Annotated in this window: 17 protein-coding genes; 9 read left to right on the top strand and 8 right to left on the bottom strand. The window is 66.7% G+C overall.

Features of this window, described 5'->3' with window-relative positions; genetic code table 11:
* Positions 1–44: 44 nt before the first annotated feature.
* A complete protein-coding gene (locus ASG77_RS20770; RefSeq protein WP_056349546.1) occupies positions 45–1,208 on the bottom strand; it encodes a glycoside hydrolase family 76 protein in 1,164 nt (387 codons plus the stop codon).
* Positions 1,209–1,311: 103 nt separating this feature from the next.
* Here ASG77_RS20770 and ASG77_RS20765 point away from each other — a divergent pair, with 103 nt between their 5' ends.
* A complete protein-coding gene (locus ASG77_RS20765) occupies positions 1,312–2,121 on the top strand; it encodes an SDR family NAD(P)-dependent oxidoreductase (RefSeq protein ID WP_056349544.1) in 810 nt (269 codons plus the stop codon).
* Positions 2,118–3,368: an acyl-CoA dehydrogenase family protein gene (locus ASG77_RS20760; protein WP_056349540.1), complete on the top strand. Its 1,251-nt coding sequence runs from the start codon at positions 2,118–2,120 to the stop codon at positions 3,366–3,368. The genes ASG77_RS20765 and ASG77_RS20760 overlap by 4 nt, the downstream gene beginning before the upstream one ends.
* A 78-nt stretch (positions 3,369–3,446) precedes the next feature.
* On the opposite strand, the gene ASG77_RS20755 is transcribed toward ASG77_RS20760, so the two are convergent.
* Entirely contained in the window at positions 3,447–4,283 is an 837-nt protein-coding gene (locus tag ASG77_RS20755; protein WP_056349537.1) for a DUF1684 domain-containing protein, read from the bottom strand.
* A gap of 129 nt (positions 4,284–4,412) precedes the next feature.
* Here ASG77_RS20755 and ASG77_RS20750 point away from each other — a divergent pair, with 129 nt between their 5' ends.
* Together ASG77_RS20750 and ppc are read left to right on the top strand one after the other, a co-directional pair.
* The gene (locus tag ASG77_RS20750; protein ID WP_056349534.1) at positions 4,413–5,093 is read left to right on the top strand and encodes an NADPH-dependent F420 reductase; all 681 of its coding nucleotides are present in this window, start codon (positions 4,413–4,415) and stop codon (positions 5,091–5,093) included.
* A 152-nt stretch (positions 5,094–5,245) separates the two neighbouring features.
* A complete protein-coding gene (gene ppc / locus ASG77_RS20745) occupies positions 5,246–8,068 on the top strand; it encodes a phosphoenolpyruvate carboxylase (protein ID WP_056349532.1) in 2,823 nt (940 codons plus the stop codon).
* Between the two features lie 51 nt (positions 8,069–8,119).
* On the opposite strand, the gene ASG77_RS20740 is transcribed toward ppc, so the two are convergent.
* Positions 8,120–8,611 (bottom strand): hypothetical protein, encoded by a 492-nt coding sequence (locus ASG77_RS20740; protein ID WP_056349529.1) that lies wholly within the window; start codon positions 8,609–8,611, stop codon positions 8,120–8,122.
* A 218-nt stretch (positions 8,612–8,829) separates the two neighbouring features.
* Between ASG77_RS20740 and ASG77_RS20735 the strand changes: the two genes are divergently transcribed.
* Positions 8,830–9,135 (top strand): hypothetical protein, encoded by a 306-nt coding sequence (locus ASG77_RS20735; protein ID WP_056349528.1) that lies wholly within the window; start codon positions 8,830–8,832, stop codon positions 9,133–9,135.
* A 29-nt stretch (positions 9,136–9,164) separates the two neighbouring features.
* On the opposite strand, the gene ASG77_RS20730 is transcribed toward ASG77_RS20735, so the two are convergent.
* Positions 9,165–9,782 (bottom strand): DedA family protein, encoded by a 618-nt coding sequence (locus ASG77_RS20730; protein WP_056349684.1) that lies wholly within the window; start codon positions 9,780–9,782, stop codon positions 9,165–9,167.
* 87 nt (positions 9,783–9,869) lie between these two features.
* Entirely contained in the window at positions 9,870–10,547 is a 678-nt protein-coding gene (locus ASG77_RS20725; protein WP_056349525.1) for a hypothetical protein, read from the bottom strand.
* A 320-nt stretch (positions 10,548–10,867) separates the two neighbouring features.
* Between ASG77_RS20725 and ASG77_RS20720 the strand changes: the two genes are divergently transcribed.
* Positions 10,868–11,401, top strand: a complete 534-nt coding sequence (locus ASG77_RS20720; RefSeq protein ID WP_056349522.1) for an O-acetyl-ADP-ribose deacetylase — start codon at positions 10,868–10,870, stop codon at positions 11,399–11,401.
* Here ASG77_RS20720 and ASG77_RS20715 read toward each other — a convergent pair.
* Positions 11,386–12,393: an RluA family pseudouridine synthase gene (locus ASG77_RS20715; RefSeq protein ID WP_056349519.1), complete on the bottom strand. Its 1,008-nt coding sequence runs from the start codon at positions 12,391–12,393 to the stop codon at positions 11,386–11,388. The two genes, ASG77_RS20720 and ASG77_RS20715, sit on opposite strands and share 16 nt — an antisense overlap.
* A gap of 167 nt (positions 12,394–12,560) precedes the next feature.
* Here ASG77_RS20715 and ASG77_RS20710 point away from each other — a divergent pair, with 167 nt between their 5' ends.
* Together ASG77_RS20710 and ASG77_RS20705 are read left to right on the top strand one after the other, a co-directional pair.
* Positions 12,561–13,253: a winged helix-turn-helix domain-containing protein gene (locus ASG77_RS20710; protein WP_056349516.1), complete on the top strand. Its 693-nt coding sequence runs from the start codon at positions 12,561–12,563 to the stop codon at positions 13,251–13,253.
* Entirely contained in the window at positions 13,246–13,938 is a 693-nt protein-coding gene (locus ASG77_RS20705; RefSeq protein WP_056349513.1) for an SRPBCC family protein, read from the top strand. The genes ASG77_RS20710 and ASG77_RS20705 overlap by 8 nt, the downstream gene beginning before the upstream one ends.
* A gap of 150 nt (positions 13,939–14,088) precedes the next feature.
* On the opposite strand, the gene ASG77_RS20700 is transcribed toward ASG77_RS20705, so the two are convergent.
* On the bottom strand, positions 14,089–14,664 hold the full coding sequence (locus ASG77_RS20700) for a TetR-like C-terminal domain-containing protein (protein WP_235564716.1): 576 nt from the start codon (positions 14,662–14,664) through the stop codon (positions 14,089–14,091).
* Positions 14,665–14,743: 79 nt separating this feature from the next.
* On the opposite strand from ASG77_RS20700, the gene ASG77_RS20695 reads away from it, so the two are divergent.
* A complete protein-coding gene (locus ASG77_RS20695; protein WP_056349507.1) occupies positions 14,744–15,247 on the top strand; it encodes a DUF4188 domain-containing protein in 504 nt (167 codons plus the stop codon).
* A 19-nt stretch (positions 15,248–15,266) separates the two neighbouring features.
* Here the strand turns inward: ASG77_RS20695 and yczR are convergent, their stop codons facing one another.
* Positions 15,267–16,802, bottom strand: a complete 1,536-nt coding sequence (gene yczR / locus ASG77_RS20690) for a MocR-like transcription factor YczR (RefSeq protein WP_056349504.1) — start codon at positions 16,800–16,802, stop codon at positions 15,267–15,269.
* Between the last annotated feature and the right edge of the window lie 10 nt (positions 16,803–16,812).

Below are 16,812 nucleotides of genomic sequence, written 5' to 3'. Positions count from 1 at the left end.
GTGATAAGGATCACATGCATTACGGAACTGTTGCGTGCCCTAATTCATTCATGGCTTTTGTGGATGGCCGCTGCGGCCTCCAGCGCCATCCAGGCCTGCAGCTGGGTGGAAAGTTCGACGGCGGCACCTGGCGGGTAGGTTGTGTCCGCCGGTTGTGCCGCGTGGATGGAGAACAGGACGTTACCAGCCGCGGCTGATGCCGCTCCGCGGCCGGCCGGCCGGCGGCCTGCCCAGAACGCTTCGGCGGTAGCTGTCACGAGCTCCTTCGCCGCGTTCCGGGCGGACCCCGGGAGCCGGGCATCAACGGCCGCGAGTGCCAGGTACCGGCAGAGAATCCCGGTGAAGAGTCCGCCGTCGCCCGTTCCATCGCAGCGGAGGATGCGCTGCCCCGGTACGGTGAGCCGGTTGGCGACCGCGTCCACCAGTGCCGCGGCCCTGGCGAGGTTGGTGTCGCCGCCGAGCTCCAGCAAGGCTCCCAGTACGGGGCCTTGGTTGTAGGTGTAGAGGGTGTTCTCCACCATCACCTCGCCGGCCGGGCTGAGCCGCGCCCCGTCAACGTAGAGGCCCCGGGCCTCATCAAACAGCACGGCATTGAGCCAGTCCACCAACCGCTGCGCCTTGGCCTGCTGGCCTGTCCGGGCGTAGTAGAGCGCCACGGGGGCGGTGGCCGGCGTGTTCTTGAAGTCGCGCTTCTTGCTCCAGAAGGTCCCGCCGCCCAGGTCATCGGTTGAGGCGGAATCGAACTGCAGGGTCAGTGTCTTGCGGACCCTGGCGTTGCGGCGGCGTCCGGGTTTGCGCGTCTCCTCGGCCAGGCTTTGCAGGCGGTGCGTCGCCAGCGCCAGCCAGGCCATGTCGTCGTAGTAGTTGTTGACGAGGGTGTTGGCGTTGCGCAGACGGATGCCCGTGACCAGCCTGGACGCGAGCCTGCCGGCGCTGGGGTGGTGCGGGCCGTTGAATCTTGCCGCGGGGGTGGCTCCGTTGCCCAGCTCGCGGCGCCCGGCATCCACCAGGCAGTCCACGTAGTGCGCCTGCCACCAGTAGTGCCAGGGGTGGACGAGGTTCTTCAGGTGTTTTGACGGCCATTGCACGGCGGCCAGGTGGGTTCCCGGCAGGAACAGCAGCCGCCGGCCGAAGAGCTCTGTGACGGACCGGGCCGCCACGTTGGCCCGGTCCTGCCAGTGGGCAGGTTCGGCATCCGGCATGGTCATCCGTTCAGCCTAGTGGGTGCGGCCCGCAGGATTTTCAGTTAACATGCACTAACTAATGTTCCGCGCCGGTCTTATGGTGTTGGGGCAGCATCAAGGAGGATGTATGGACGTCTTGGGTACTGTCGCGCTGATTACGGGGGGGGCTTCCGGGCTGGGCGCTGCCACAGCGAAGCGCCTGTTCGACGCCGGCGCCTCGGTGGTGCTGATCGACCTGCCGTCCTCTGCCGGGGCGGCCTACGCCGCCGAGCTCAACGCCTCGGCGCTGAACGCCGCCAGCGGTTCGGGGGCACAAGCGGCCTTTGTCCCCGCGGACGTCACCAACGAGGCTGAAGTGCAGGCCGCCGTCGACACGGCCATGGCGCTGGGACCGCTGCGCATTGTTGTGAACTGCGCCGGCGTCGCCACGCCGGGCAAAGTCCTGGGCAGGGACGGCGTCCTTCCGCTGGACACGTTCAACCGCGTCATCCAGGTCAACCTCATCGGGACGTTCAACGTGCTGCGCCTGGCCGCCGCGGCCATGGTATCCACCGAACCGATCAGTACTGAGCTCGGCGGCCCCGAGCGCGGCGTCATCATCAACACCGCCTCCGTGGCAGCTTTCGACGGGCAGATCGGCCAGCCCGCCTACGCCGCTTCCAAGGGCGCCGTCGCCGCCATGACGCTGCCGCTGGCCCGTGAGCTGGCCCGCTCCCTGGTGCGGGTGGTGACCATCGCCCCGGGCATCTTCGAAACACCCATGATGGCAACGCTCCCGCAGGACACGCAGGATTCGCTGGGCCGGCAGGTCCCGCATCCGTCGCGCCTTGGCCGGCCCGCCGAATACGCCAGTCTGGTGGCCCACATCGTGGAAAATGCGATGATCAACGGCGAAACCATCCGGCTCGACGGGGCCATCCGAATGGGGCCGAAATGAGCCTGCCGCCCACCACCGAGCCCTCCACCACCGAACCGGCGACCGACGAGTTGCCCACCGCCGATTTTTTCGCGTTCGAGTCCCTCCTCAGCTCGAAGGAGCGGGCCAAACTGGCCGAGCTGCGGGAGTTTCTGGCCACGGAGATCGCCCCCTACGCGTCGGACTGGTGGAACAAGGCGGAGTTCCCGGCGCACATCCTGCCCAAGCTCGCCGCGCTGGAGCTGAGCACACCGGCGCAGCGCGGCTACAGCAACCTCTTCGCCGGACTGGTCATCGCCGAGATGACGCGCGTGGATACCTCGATCGCAACATTCTTCCTGGTCCACCACGACCTTTTTGTGGAGTCGCTCTACGGTTTCGGTTCGGCCGGCCAGAAAGAGCGGCTGCTTGCGGACGCCTCAAGCCTGCGCATCACGGGCGCCTTCGCGCTCACCGAACCCGGCCACGGTTCCGACGTTGCCGGCGGGATGGAAACGAGCGCCCGGCGCATCTCCCGCGCAACGGGAGAACCCGACGACGACGGCGACGCGTGGGTGCTCAACGGCGCCAAGCGCTGGATCGGGAACGGGACGTTCTGCGACTACATACTCGTGTGGGCCAGGGACGAGGCCGTGGCTGCCAACGGGCAGGGCACGGTCCGCGGGTTCATCGTTGATGCTTCCTTGCCGGGCGTGAGCCGGAGCCGGATCGAAAACAAGATTGCGCTCCGGACCGTGCAGAACGCGGACATTGTGCTTAAGGACGTCCAGGTCGCCGAGGCCGACCGGTTCGCCGGCATCAGCAGTTTCGAGGACACCAACCAGCTCCTGCGCGGCTCGCGGATCATGGTGGGATGGCAGGCGGTGGGGCAGCAGCTGGCGGCGTTCGACGTCGCCCGGCAGTACGCCGTCGAACGCCACCAGTTCGGCCGGCCGCTGGCGAAATTCCAGCTCATCCAGCAGCAGCTGGTCACCATGCTGGGCAACGCCGTAGCCAGCATGGCCATGATGGCGCGTATTGCCCAGCTGCAGGACGACGGCGTGGCGGACATGCCGCAGGTGGCCCTCGCCAAGTCCTACACCAGCGCCCGGATGCGCGAGACAGTGGCGCTGGGCCGGTCCCTCCTGGGCGGCAACGGCATCGTGACCGACTACCGGATGGCCAAAGTCTTCGCCGACGCCGAGGCCATCTACACCTACGAGGGCTCGTTCGAAATCAACACGCTCATTGTGGGCCGGGCGGTCACCGGCGTCTCAGCGATCGTCTGACTGCCCGGCGGTTGAGCCGGTCTGTTCCGGTGATTGAGCCTGTCGAAATCCGACAGGCTCAATCACCGGGCACGGCGTTCAATCAGCGAGGAGAGGCTGCTTTTCGCCGGCTTCGATCTTCGCGTCGAGGCTGTTGCCTTTCACGGGCATGGGGCAGGTGCCGAACGGGGTGAAGGCGCTGGGGTAGTTGATGGCGCGGTTGAAGTCCAGGACCACGGTGGCCTTCCCGGCCGCGTCAATGCGTGGCCGGGGCGTGGATACCTTCCGCCACTCATCCGTTGATTCGCCGTTGGTCCCGTCATGGAACGTGATGGTCAGCGCCCCCAATTCTTCCTCCTCGGCGTGCAGCCGGTACTCATGGTCGATCCCCGGGAGCCGGAAAACCACCTCGCCCACCGAACAATGCACGCCGTCCACCAGCGGATTGGCCGTTCCGATCGGGACGGCCACCGGTTCGGGATACGCCTCGTAGGCTGCCTGAATCACCAGGTCCGGGTTGTAGTCGAACGTGGGCACGCCGTCGAACTCGGTCAGCACGGGCGACCCGGAATCGCGGGTCCGGATCGCGTACCGGTCCGCGCGCATGGCGAGTTCCACCACAACCTGCTGCCCGTCCGCACCGCCGAACTGCACCCACATCAGGGATTCCTCGTTGGTGAGGGACGCCGTAATGGTCCCGTCCACGGGCTCGCCGGTTTCCACCAGCGTCAGGCCGTCCCGCGCCGCAGCGGTGAGCGTCGCCGTCGTTCCGTCCGTTGACCAGAGGCCGGGGACGAGGTCGACGGCGGCGGGCCGGGATTCCAGCCACTGGAAGGAGGTGAGGGTCAGCCAGCCGTGGCGGGCGGCGAGGGCTTTGTTACGGTTCGTGCGGAAACGCTGCCAGCGTTCCAGCTGCGCGGCTGCGGTGGTGTTCATGTGTCCATTCCACCACGGACTACCACGGCCGTGTTGCTGCCGCAGCCCTTGTCCTGCAGGCGGCGGAGAGTAACGTCGAAAGCGGCGGAGCATCGTTCCAGAACTCCCACGACTGAACTTGGAGGAACAATGAAAATCGCGGTCCTGGGCACGGGTTTCGCAGGCCGGACCCTCGCGGGCGCTCTGTCCGCGCTCGGACACGACGTGGTGGTGGGCACCCGCGACCCAGGAGGGACTCTCGCCCGCAGCGCGCCGGACGCCATGGGCACGCCGCCCTTCAGCGAATGGCACGTAGCCAACCAGCACATAGCCCTGGAAACGTTTGCGGACGCCGCAGCCGGGGCGGAACTGATAGTCAATGCAACGAACGGAGCGGGCGCACTCAGTGCCCTCGGTGCCGCGCGTTCGGCCAACCTGTCGGGGAAAGTGGTGGTGGACGTTTCCAACCCGCTCGACTTCTCCCAGGGCATGCCCCCGGTGCTGAACCCGGTCAACACGGACAGCAACGCCGAACGGATCCAGCACGCCTTCCCGGAGGCGCGGGTGGTCAAAACCCTGAACACCATGAACGCAGGACTGATGGTTGACCCCGGACGGCTGGGCGGCGGGGACCACTCGGTGTTTGTCTCCGGCGACGACGCCGGCGCCAAGAACACCGTGACGGCGCTCCTCCGGGAGCTGGGCCACCGCGATATTATTGACCTCGGAGACATCACCACCGCTCGCGGAGCGGAGATGATGCTCCCGGTGTGGCTGCGCCTCTGGTCGGTGTTGGGGACTCCGGATTTCAATTTCAAGATCGTCCGCTGAAGTCCGGCGCGGCAGGGGCGGAGAACGGCGCAATATCTGAGACGGATTCCGTCTTCGCAATCCCGTGCAGGTAGCATCGATAGCTAGTAACGTGGCTCACAGTATCCAGCGCAGTGTACGAGCCAAGTCCGAACCCTCGAAAGACAGTTTCCATGGCTAACACTGCAATGAACTCCTCAACCGACCTCGCCTCTGAACTGAGGGCCGACGTCCGGCGCGTCTCCACGCTGCTGGGTGAGTCCCTGGTCCGCCAGCACGGCCCCGAACTCCTTGCTCTGGTGGAGCAGGTCCGCCTACTTACCAAGGAGTCCAAGGAAGCCGCCCGCGGCGGTGCCGATGCCACCGGACCATGGAGTGCGCACGACGTCGTCGAACAGGTCCGCGAACTGCTCGGCTCCCTGCCGATCGGGCAGGCTACCGACCTGGTGCGTGCGTTCGCGTTCTACTTCCACCTTGCCAACGCGGCCGAGCAGGTCCACCGGGTCCGCGGCCTGCGGACCCGGCAGGAGAAGGACGGGTGGCTGGCCAAGGCCGTCACCGAAATCGCCGCCAAGGCGGGGCCCGAAGTCCTGCAGGAAGTGGTCAACGGGCTGGACGTCCGCCCCATCTTCACGGCCCACCCCACCGAGGCTTCGCGCCGTTCCGTACTGGACAAGATCCGCAAGCTCTCTGATGTCCTGGCCGAGCCCACGAAGGAAGGCACCTCCGCGCGCCGCCGGCAGGACCGCCAGCTTTCGGAGGTCATCGACCAGATGTGGCAGACCGACGAACTGCGCCAGGTACGCCCCACCCCGGTGGACGAGGCCCGCAACGCGATCTACTACCTCGGCGGCATCCTGACCGACGCCATGCCCGAGATGCTCTCGGACTTCTCGGAACTGCTCGGTGAGCACGGGGTCAGCCTTTCGTCCCAGGACGCACCCATCCGGTTTGGGTCCTGGATCGGCGGCGACCGGGACGGCAACCCCAACGTCACGGCGGCGGTCACCCGGGAAATCCTGCAGATCCAGAACCAGCACGCCGTCCGCATCAGCATCGCGATGATGGACGAGCTGATCTCCATCCTGTCCAACTCCACCGCCTTGTCCGGCGCGGACCAGACCCTGCTGGACTCCATCGACGCGGACCTGAAGAAGCTGCCGGGCCTGGACCGGCGCGTCCTGGAGCTTAACGCCCAGGAGCCCTACCGCCTCAAGCTCACGTGCATAAAGGCCAAGCTCATCAACACGGGCAAGCGGGTTGCCGCGGACTCCACGCACGAGCACGGCCGTGACTACAGCTCCACGGAGGAACTCCTCAACGACCTCGAACTGCTGGAGCTGTCCCTCCGCAATCACTCGGCGTCGCTCGCTGCCGACGGCGCCCTGGCCCGCGTCCGCCGCGCCGTCGCGTCCTTCGGCCTGCACCTGGCCACCCTGGACATCCGCGAGCACGCCGACCACCACCATGACGCCGTTGGCCAGCTGATGGACCGGCTGGGCGGCCCCGGCATCCGCTATGCCGAACTGAGCCGCGAGGAACGCTTCGAGGTGCTCGGGTTGGAGCTCGCCTCACGCCGGCCGCTGTCCGGCCACCCGATCAAGCTCGACGGCGTCGCCGACGGCACGTACGACGTCTTCCGTGAGATCCGCCGTGCCCTGCGCACGTACGGTCCGGACGTTATCGAGACTTACATCATTTCCATGACCCGCGGCGCGGACGACGTCCTGGCCGCGGCCGTGCTGGCCCGCGAGGCAGGCCTGATCAACCTGTTCGGCGAATCGCCCTATGCCAAGATCGGGTTCGCGCCGCTGTTGGAGACCGTGGAGGAGCTGCGTGCCTCGGCGGAGATCGTGGACCAGCTGCTGTCCGTTCCGTCCTACCGCGACCTGGTCCGGTTGCGCGGCGACGTCCAGGAAATCATGCTGGGCTACTCGGATTCCAACAAGGAATCCGGCGTGATGACCAGCCAGTGGGAGATTCACAAGACCCAGCGCAACCTGCGCGACGTGGCGGCCAAGCATGGAGTCCGCGTCCGGTTGTTCCACGGCCGCGGCGGTTCCGTGGGCCGCGGCGGCGGACCCACCTACGACGCCATCATGGCCCAGCCCAACGGCGTGCTGGAAGGCGAGATCAAGTTCACCGAACAGGGCGAGGTCATCTCGGACAAATACTCGCTGCCGGAGCTGGCCCGGGAAAACCTGGAGCTGTCCCTCGCGGCAGTGCTCCAGGGCTCGGCCCTGCACCGGGATCCGCGCACGTCGGACGACCAGCGCGAACGGTACGGGCATGTTATGGAAATCATCTCCGACGGCGCCTTCGACCGGTACCGGAACCTGATCGACCATCCTGACCTGCCGGCGTATTTCCTGGCCTCCACTCCGGTGGAGCAGCTGGGCTCGCTTAACATCGGCTCCCGCCCGTCCAAACGCCCGGATTCCGGGGCGGGGCTTGGCGGCCTGCGTGCCATCCCCTGGGTGTTCGGCTGGACCCAGTCCCGGCAGATCGTGCCGGGCTGGTTCGGTGTGGGCTCTGGCCTGAAGGCAGCCCGCGAGGCAGGAAACTCCGCGCAGCTGGTGGAGATGATGGAGAACTGGCACTTCTTCCGGTCGGTTGTCTCCAACGTGGAGATGACGCTGGCCAAGACGGACATGGACATTGCCGGGTACTACGTGGCCACCCTGGTTCCCGAGGACCTGCACCACATTTTCCGGGCCATCCGCGAAGAGTACGAACTCACGGTCACCGAGATCCAGAACCTGACCGGCGAGAACGTGCTCCTCGACGCACAGCCGACGCTCAAGCGGTCGCTGGAGATCCGTGACCAGTACCTGGACCCCATCAGCTACCTGCAGGTGGAGTTGCTTCGCCGCGTGCGGGCTGCCCAGAACGCCGACGGCGGGAGCATCAGCGGCGCCGAGATCGACGAACGCCTCCAGCGGGCCATGCTGATCACCGTCAACGGGGTGGCGGCCGGCCTGCGCAACACGGGGTAGAACCCATGTTGCACAGCCAGCGGCCCGCTGACCTCTCGGAACGGATCGCTCTTACGGTTCGGGGCAGTGAACATTCGGGTTGTAGGTTGCCAGGACGCCGTCCGGATTACCTTGCCACAGGTAAGCATGGAGGTCGTAGTGGATCGGCATGCCGGGAGCGTGCCCGAGCATGGGTCCGTCGAATGCCTTGCCGAACATGCTCGGCCGGTCTGTGTCGGTCGCCAGGTCCTGGTCGGCGTCGACCTTAAACCACTCCGCTGCGACCAGTCTGAGCTGGCCCTTTTTGTTCGCTGCATACGTCAGCGCGTCCGGGACCAATGGCTCCATCTGACCGAACTGACTGAAGTTGACGTAGTGAAAGCCCATGCCTGGAACGCACTCACCCACGGGCTGGTAGCCCGCGGCAATGGCCGCACTAACGTCGTGATATTGGGTTGTGGCCTGTCGCACTTCGGCCAGGTCACTCCGGCCGTCGGCGGAAGCGACGCCGATCCCTAACATTGATGCCAACATGCCTGCCGATACCGCCGCAATCACTCGCATTGTGGTCCGTCTCATGTTCAGTCTTCTTTCTTGATGATTGTCAGGTGTGACTATGAGACCGCGGCCAAATTCTAGTCCTGTCCCGCTCGGAAAACCATGGTGGTGCGGTTCCTGACGGACCTCGGCAGCTACTTTGGGGTTCTTTGCCTGCCGCTGGCGCTGTCCCGCTGTCCCACCACAGGGAAGGGACCAGGAACACCCCGTATTAGGGTTGACTCATGCCTTCGTTCCAGACCCGCCTGAAAATCACCGGGCTGAAGCCTGGCAACCCGCCGGAAGCCGTGATGGCCGCCGCGGTCGAGGCAATGGAGACCCGTCACCATGTGGAATCCAACCAGATCGAACTTGCCGCAGGTGTCCCCCAACTGAACCTCCGCTTCCTCGTGGAGGCGACCGAATACCGCGGTGAGAACCAGCAGGCGCGCGAATCGGCAGCAATGATGCGCGACGCCGTCGAACGCGTTGCGCTCACCGGTTCACTGACGGTGCTCCGCCGCAACCGCGGCCGCTGGGCGCCGGTTTAGTTCACACGCCCTAGCTCACTCGCCCTAGCTCACTCGCCGGGGGCGGGCTCATCCACGGGTGAGCGGGTGCCGCGCCGGCGGGTGACAATGATGCCGACGACGGCGCCGATCACCAAGCCCAGCAGCACGCCGATCAGCGAACTCGCCCAGAAGGGCAGCTTGGTTGCCGATCCGGTGAAGTAGCCCAGGCCCACCAGCCAACTGGCCCAGAGGACCGCGCCGAGGCCGGCGCACAGGCTGAAACCCCCGGCCGAAACGTCGGCGATGCCCGAAGCCGCCGACGTCGCCAGCCGCCCGCCCGGGATGAAGCGGGCGCCGATGATGGTTCCGTAGGTGGAGGAGCGGCCGGCCTTGGCGATGGCCGCATGGATGCCGTGGTGGACTTTCCGTCCCCAGCGCCAGCGGTCCAGGACATGGCTGAGCCGGCGCTTGAAGAGCTGGAACACCACCATATCGCCTACCCAGGACGCTACCGCGGACAGCGCCCCCACCAGGAAGACGTTGGCCCGGCCGTCGGCCGAGAGGGCGCCGCCGGTGATCACCACCATCTCTGAGGGGATGGGCGGGAAGATGGCATCGCCGAGGACCACGGGGATGATCCAGAAGTAGATCGCCGCCCCCCAGCTGTCGGCGTTGCCAAAGTCCATGGCCACAAAGTACCGCACTTTGCGCGGCAGTACGGCCTGAGCCGGCCGGCGGCACGGACTTGCCGGGCGCTGGGTTCAGCGGGTGCCTCAGTACCCGGTGCCGATGTTCCGACGGCGTGGACCCGGGGCTCCGCCGGGAACTTCCCTGGGGGCGTGGCTGAGGTGCCGGGCCGCGAGGAAATACCAGTACGGCCAGGCGACCCACGCTGTGGCGCCAAAGGCCAGTCCCGCCCCGCCGATGCCCCAGCGGATCCAGGCCGGCGCCTGTTCCACCGCGGTCAGCGCCGCCAGGGGCAACGCCACCACCAATGCGCCGCCAATGAACTGTCCCAGCTTCGCAAGTTCCCGGGGATAGCTGCCCCTCTTGAGCAGTGCCCGGTGGGCAAGCAGGAACCAGCCGGCCTGGACCACCATTGCCCCCACCGAGATGCCAGTGGACACCGTGAAATCGAGCTTCTTCGCGACCAGGAGGAAGGAGCTTGCTGAACCTGCGCCGCTGGCCGCGATCACCAGCCATTTGGCGGCCTCGGAGCCGGGTGTGCGGCGCAGGCGCCGGTGGACCTGGACGATCACCGGGATAATCACCAACTGGAAGACGCCGCCGGTGGCATCGTTGATGGTGCCGAAGACGTAGGGTCCGTTCTTTGGCACTTCGATGGCGTACATGGCGCCCAGTGATGCCACGCCTACGACGCCCACGCCGGCGGCCGCGTAGGCGAACTTGGCTGCCGTGCGGTCTCCAGGGATTTCGATGAGGGTATCCATGATGATTCCTCGCTCACTGCAGATGCTTGATCAGTGCGGATGGAACGCCGACACAAGCTCGCTCAGCTGGCTTGAGTGCAGGACAACGAGTTCGCCCTCCAGCTGGCCGGCAAACACAACACGCGATACCCCAGATAACCATCGTGGCACTGGGGCGCATCATGTCAAGTCAATCAGCATGGCTCAATCAGCACGGCGCCGGTTGTCATTCAAGAAGGGCCCGCCGGCATCAACTCAGGCGCTCAGGAAACTGGTTGCGTGCCTCGGCTGCGGTGATGCGGGGCCTATGAGCCGCACCCCGTAGGTGGGAAACTGGCGGCATGCGGATCATCATCCTCCAAGGCGATATCACCACCCGCACGGTTGACGCGATCGTGAACGCGGCCAACTCCAGTTTGCTGGGCGGTGGCGGTGTGGACGGGGCCATCCACCGGGCCGCCGGGCCGGAACTGCTGGCCGCCTGCCGCGGACTGCGCGAAACGGACCTGCCGCACGGGCTGGCGCCCGGAGCCGCCGTCGCCACTCCTGGATTCCGGCTGCCGGCACGCTGGGTCATCCACACTGTTGGGCCCAATCGGCACGTGGGGCAGACCAACCCGGCGCTGCTGGTCTCCTGCTTCAGCGAAAGCCTGCGGTTGGCGGACTCGCTGGGCGCGGCTTCCGTCGCATTCCCGGCGGTGGGCGGGGGAGTCTACGGCTGGCACGTGCGCCAGGTGGCGGAGGCCGCGTACGACGCCGTCACAGGGTTTGGTGCCTCATATCCGGCCAGCGCGCTCGAGTTGGCAGAGTTTGTGCTGTTCAGTCCCGAGGTGGAGCAGGCCTTCAAGACCGTGTTTGATCAGCGCGGTGTTTGAGCAGCCTCGCTGAGTTTCAGCTTGCTGCGGTATTCCACGGGCTTTTTGCTGATGGGGTCGACAAAGCGGATGCCGCGTGCCAGCAGCTGCAGTGGCTTGGAGTAGTCGTCCGGGGCCTTGTCCAGCAGGTCCGGATAAAACGCGTCGTTTACGATGCCCAGCCCCAACGAGGCCATGTGCACCCTCAGCTGGTGCGTTTTTCCGGAGTGCGGCTCCAGCCGGTAGCGCGCCAGGCGGGCTGGATTGGTTTCGGCTGCGGTGCCAGCGGCATGGATGCCAGGCGCGCGGGTGCCGGCGGCACCTGCTGAAGTGCCGCCGTCGAACGTTTCCAGCCGTTCGATCCGGGTCTCCGCGTTCGGCTCGCCCTCGATCACTTCGGCCAGCAGGTAGCTGCGGGATTTGGTCATCCGGTTCCGGACCACCACGGGGAAGTCGACGGCGGGGTGTCCGGCGGCGGGCTCCGCGGCGGACACGCACTCGTATTCCTTCTGTACCTGCCGCTTCTCGAAGAGCACCTGGTAATTTCCGCGGGTTTCCGGGTTGGTGGACAGCAGCAGCACGCCGGCGGTCATCCGGTCCAGGCGGTGCATGGGGATCAGGCCTGGCAGGCTGAGCTGGTTCCGGAGCCGGACCAGGGCGGATTCCTGGATGTAGGTGCCGCCGGGCGTGGTGGGCAGGAAGTGCGGCTTGTCCACCACGAGGAGGTGGTCGTCCTGGTGCAGGATGCTGATTTCCACCGGGATACGGGTCTCCGGCGGCAATGAACGGTAGTACCAGATGAAGGTGTGGTCCTCGAGCCTGGTGGCCCTGTCCAGGGCGACGCCGCCCTCGCCGACGATGTCGCCGGCGTCGAACCTGTCCTCGATGCCCTGAGGATCGATGTGGCCCCACCGGTGCATCATGTAGTCCATCGCGGTGGTCCACGGCCCCTCGTCCGGGAGGCGCAGGCGGGTGGCGTTGACGCCTTCGCGTACGGGGAGGGGGGATTGCATCACCGGTCCATTCTACCCGCCCCCATTTTGACGGTTCCCTGCGCATTCGATGGTTGGACCCATCAATCGGGCAGGGAACCATCGAATCGGAGTGTTCCCGGCGACCCTGACAACCGACGGAAAAAAAGTTCTTGACAATAAAAGTTGTCGGTTGGCATGATGGAAGCATGTTGGACATCGAAGTGATCGAGGACCCGGCCGCGGCGGAAGCGTCGTTGGACCCGATCCGGACGCGCATCCTCCAGGAACTCGCGGAGCCGGGGTCGGCCACACAACTTGCCGCCAAGGTGGGCCTGCCGCGGCAGAAGGTCAACTACCACCTCAAAGCCCTAGAACGGCACGGGCTGGTGCAACTTGTGGAGGAGCGGCGAAAGGGGAACGTCACCGAGCGCGTCCTCCAGGCGACGGCGGCCTCCTACCTGATTTCGCCGGTGGCACTGGCGTCGGTGGCGCCGGATCCGCACCGGTTTTCGGACCGGTTCTCGGCCTTCTGGCTGCTGGCGCTCGCGGGCCGGATGGTCCAGGAAGTGGGCAAGCTGATTGCCGGCGCGGCTGCTGCCCGGCAGAAACTGGCAACGTTCGCGATCGACGGCGAGATTACCTTCCGGACGGCCGCGGACCGGGCCGCGTTTGCCGAGGAACTCGGCGTCGCCGTGACCCGCCTGGTGGACAAGTATCACGACGGCGGCGCTGGGGCCGGCGCGGGCGGCACCCCGGCGGGCGGCGCTTCCTCAAGCGGGACTCACCCAAGTGGCACTTCCGCGGGCGGCGGGCGGAAGCACAGGCTCGTCGTCGCCCTTCACCCCGTTCTCAAAACCCCCATCAAACCCCTTTCAGCGAAGGAGCAGGACAATGACTGACAACCGTGAATTTGAGATCGTGTACGACGCCGAACTGCCCGGCACGCCCGAGCGTGTCTGGGAAGCCGTGACAAGTGGAACGCCGGCGTGGATGTTCCCCACGGACCAGTGGCCGGACGTCAAGACCGTGCAGGAGCACCCCACGCATCTCGTATCCCGGATGGACGGGCCGGATGGCTGGTTCAACCAGCTGGAGCACATCCTCGAACCGCTCGACGGCGGCCGCGCCCGGCTGCACTATGTCCACAGCGGGATTTTCGCCGACAACTGGGATGAGCAGTACGACGGCGCCAGCAAGCACACGGCGTTCTACCTGCACACGCTGGGCCAATACCTGCAGCACTTCGACGGCAAGCCGGTCGTGTTTACGGACATCCAGTCTCCGGCAGCGTCGCAGACCCCGGACGGTTTCGACCGCCTGAAGAAGGCGCTCGGCGTGGATTCTGCGGCGCAGGGTTCCGCTGTGGAGCTGGAGCTCGACGGCGTGGGGCGGCTGTCCGGGGAAGTGGACTTCTCCAACGAGCACTTCCTGGGCCTGCGGACGTCGGATGCGATGTACCGGTTCTTCGGCCGCAACGCATTCGGCGCGCCGGTGGGTATGACTGTGCACGACTTCAGCGGCAGCGGTGACTCTTCAGCGACCGCCGAGGCCTGGGGCGGCTTCCTCGAAAAGGTCTATGCGTAAGGGCTCCTGAGCCCAGCACCCGATTATCGACTCGCACATTATCTGGCGCACCGGGAAATCCACCTGCGTCAGATAATTTGCGCGTCGCGGGCGGATCGGCGCGTCGGGAAAGTCCGCACGGGCGCGCGCACGCAGCGGCGTCTGGTCGCGTCAGGCCGCCCAGCCGCGGGCGACGGCGTCGAGGGCGGCACGGTAGGCCGCGGCCCAGTCTGCGTCCGGCGGGCCCACTTGGGCCAGTTCCAGGCTCACCAGGCCGTGGACCTGCCCCCAGATTGCGACGGCGACCATCTCCACGGGTGCCTGCAGTAGAGTGCCCGCGGACTGGGCGGAGGCCACTGCTTCAATCAGGGGCACCATGGCATCGGCCGCAACGTCCGGGCTGGGCTGGCAATCGACGTAGGCGGCCAGCGCGCCGCCGAACATGAGCCGGTAGAGCGCCCGATGTTCCAGCGCCCAGGTCCGGTAGGCCACGCCCAGTCCCCGAAGTCCGCCGGGGGCCGCAGCCATCTGTGAGTCATGGAATGACCGGAACCCGTCGTCCACCACAGCGGTCAGGAGCTGGGACTTTCCGCCGAACAGCGAGTAGACGGCCGTGGTGGACGTTCCGGCGGCTGCTGCCACATCCCGCAGATTCACGCGCGCGGGACCGTCGCGGTCCACCAGGTCGGCGGTGACGGCCAGCAAATCCTGCCTGACGGAATCGTTGTGCACTACGGGTCTTGCCATGGGGTTCATTGTTTCATAACCTTGTTTCGTAACAGCGTTATGAAACAAGGTTATGAAACTGACAACCTGAGGAGTTCCCATGGCGCAGAAGGTATTTCCGGGCCGGTACACCGCTGACCCGGGCCGCGAATCAGTCACTGTCTTCCTGATCGGCATGCGGGCGAACCGGTGGTGGAAGGTCGGAACCGTCGGCAAGGTGGCTGCCGCCATGCCGCGGATGCTCCAGCACCTGGCCGCCGACCCCGCGGCCGGAATGCTCGGATATGAGCAGTGGTTCGGGCGCACCACCATCCTGCTTAGCTACTGGGAGAGCCCCGAGCACCTACGGAAGTTCGCCGCGGACCGGGAGTCACCCCACCTGGAACCGTGGCGCCGATTTATGAAGGAACTCGCTGGGGCGGGGGACGTCGGCGTCTGGCATGAGACGTACCAGGTGCCGGCCGGCGGGATCGAGGTTGTCTACAACGGAATGCCGGAGTTTGGGCTGGCCAAGGCGACGGCTCATGTCCCGGTCGGGGCCGGGACCAATACGGCCAAGCAGCGGATGGGCCGGGGCGCAGGCCCTGGCGCTGGCGGCACCTGATTCCGAAAACCCACGCGCATCAGGCGATAGCCAGCGCTGGCGCGTTTTTCAGGGTGCGGCGGAGCTGCGGGGCGGCGTCGAGCCGGTCCTGGGCTGAGCGCAGGGCCAGGACTGCGGTCTCCAGCTGCTCCGGCGGCAGAGTGAATGGCACCCGGAGGTAGCGTTCGAACGCGCCGCCGATGCCAAACCGCGGCCCGGCGGCCAGCCGGATACCAAAGTCCGGAGCGATCATCGTCAGCGCAGTGCTGACCGGTGCTGGCAGCCTGCACCAGACGGACAGTCCGCCGGCCGGGCGTGCCGTTTCCCAGTCCGGCAGGTGTTCGGCTAGGAGCTCCAGAAGTGCGGTGCGGTTGTCCCGGAGGGCGCTAAGCCGTGCGGGAAGCGGCTCGTCGAGTGCGCGGACCAGGTGGGCGGCCGCCAACTGTTCCATAAGCGGTCCGCCCAGATCCAGGGACGTCCGTGCCGCCGCAAAGCGCTGGATCATGGCTTCGGAGGCGCGGATCCAGCCCGTTCGAAGGCCGGCCCAGTGGGATTTGCTGAGCGATCCGATGGTGACCACGGCGGGACTGAAGGCTGCCACGGGACTGGTTTCGGCGCCGTCGAGGTTCAGCTCGCGGAGGGTCTCATCCACCACCAGGACCGTTCCGGCCGCCACGGCCGCCCGGACCAGCTGGCGGCGCTGGACATCGGGCATCAGCTGCCCCGTGGGGTTGTGGAAGTCCGGCACCACGTACGCCATCCTGGGACGCTGCTGTGTCATGGCGGCCTGCAGGGCGTGCATGTCCCACGCCAGGGCGGGACCGCCGTCGGCCCTGTCAGTGCCGGCGCCGTGGGTTGCGGTGAACGCCACCGGAATGGCCCGGCACCCGGCCGCGCGGATGGCATCGAGGGCGTTCGGGTAGCTGGGGTGTTCCACCAGCACCCTGTCCTGCCGGGCCGCCAAAGCGCGGATGATGATATTCAGGGCGTGCTGCGCGCCCGATGTCACCAGGATCTGTTCGGCGGTGGTCGGCACGCCGGCCGCCGTATAACGCGCCGCCACCGTCTCGCGCAGGGGGAGCAGACCCATGGCGTCGTAGCCGAATCCCGGCAGCAGGGCGGGAAGTTCGGTGAGGGCTGCCGCGAACGCGCGATGTACCACCTCGCCGCTGGCCGGCAGCGATGCGTAGGCGAGGTCGATCAGGCCCTCCGGTGCCGCGAGCCCGGGAGATGTTGTTCCCGGCGTCCTCCCCGCGGTTGTAAGGCCCGGGTCCGTGAGCACCGTGGTACCCAACGCCGTCAGGCGCGGAATCCGGGTCCGGCCCCTGCTGCCCTGCCCGCTGCTGAGGAAACCCTGCTCGCGGAGGTGGCCGTAGGCGGCTGTCACGGTGGTACGGCTGACGCCCAGCGCCTCAGACAGTGCCCGCTCACTGGGCAGGGCCGTGTCCAGGGCAACCCGGCCGTCCAGGACCAGGAGGCGGACGACGTCGGACAGCTCGCGGTAGGCGGGAGCGACGCCGAGGTTCCACTCGCCCAGGAGACGGGCCAGCGCGGGCGGGTTCAGCGAAGGGGACATGAAGCCAGTA

The sequence above is a fragment of the Arthrobacter sp. Soil762 genome (assembly GCF_001428335.1).
Lineage (GTDB): Bacteria > Actinomycetota > Actinomycetes > Actinomycetales > Micrococcaceae > Arthrobacter.
The sequence above is the reverse complement of the archived record's forward strand: the minus strand, read 5'-3'. Positions and strand labels throughout refer to the sequence as shown.

Excerpts from the sequence above, each read along its gene's own strand:
- ASG77_RS20735 (WP_056349528.1), top strand. The coding sequence starts at position 8,830 with ATGCCTTCGTTCCAGACCCGCCTGAAAATCACCGGGCTGAAGCCTGGC.
- ASG77_RS20740 (WP_056349529.1), bottom strand. The coding sequence starts at position 8,611 with ATGCGAGTGATTGCGGCGGTATCGGCAGGCATGTTGGCATCAATGTTA.
- ppc (WP_056349532.1), top strand. The coding sequence starts at position 5,246 with ATGGCTAACACTGCAATGAACTCCTCAACCGACCTCGCCTCTGAACTG.
- ASG77_RS20760 (WP_056349540.1), top strand. The coding sequence starts at position 2,118 with ATGAGCCTGCCGCCCACCACCGAGCCCTCCACCACCGAACCGGCGACC.
- ASG77_RS20755 (WP_056349537.1), bottom strand. The coding sequence starts at position 4,283 with ATGAACACCACCGCAGCCGCGCAGCTGGAACGCTGGCAGCGTTTCCGC.
- yczR (WP_056349504.1), bottom strand. The coding sequence starts at position 16,802 with ATGTCCCCTTCGCTGAACCCGCCCGCGCTGGCCCGTCTCCTGGGCGAG.
- ASG77_RS20770 (WP_056349546.1), bottom strand. The coding sequence starts at position 1,208 with ATGACCATGCCGGATGCCGAACCTGCCCACTGGCAGGACCGGGCCAAC.
- ASG77_RS20705 (WP_056349513.1), top strand. The coding sequence starts at position 13,246 with ATGACTGACAACCGTGAATTTGAGATCGTGTACGACGCCGAACTGCCC.
- ASG77_RS20765 (WP_056349544.1), top strand. The coding sequence starts at position 1,312 with ATGGACGTCTTGGGTACTGTCGCGCTGATTACGGGGGGGGCTTCCGGG.
- ASG77_RS20725 (WP_056349525.1), bottom strand. The coding sequence starts at position 10,547 with ATGGATACCCTCATCGAAATCCCTGGAGACCGCACGGCAGCCAAGTTC.
- ASG77_RS20715 (WP_056349519.1), bottom strand. The coding sequence starts at position 12,393 with ATGCAATCCCCCCTCCCCGTACGCGAAGGCGTCAACGCCACCCGCCTG.
- ASG77_RS20730 (WP_056349684.1), bottom strand. The coding sequence starts at position 9,782 with ATGGACTTTGGCAACGCCGACAGCTGGGGGGCGGCGATCTACTTCTGG.
- ASG77_RS20695 (WP_056349507.1), top strand. The coding sequence starts at position 14,744 with ATGGCGCAGAAGGTATTTCCGGGCCGGTACACCGCTGACCCGGGCCGC.
- ASG77_RS20750 (WP_056349534.1), top strand. The coding sequence starts at position 4,413 with ATGAAAATCGCGGTCCTGGGCACGGGTTTCGCAGGCCGGACCCTCGCG.
- ASG77_RS20710 (WP_056349516.1), top strand. The coding sequence starts at position 12,561 with ATGTTGGACATCGAAGTGATCGAGGACCCGGCCGCGGCGGAAGCGTCG.
- ASG77_RS20720 (WP_056349522.1), top strand. The coding sequence starts at position 10,868 with ATGCGGATCATCATCCTCCAAGGCGATATCACCACCCGCACGGTTGAC.
- ASG77_RS20700 (WP_235564716.1), bottom strand. The coding sequence starts at position 14,664 with ATGGCAAGACCCGTAGTGCACAACGATTCCGTCAGGCAGGATTTGCTG.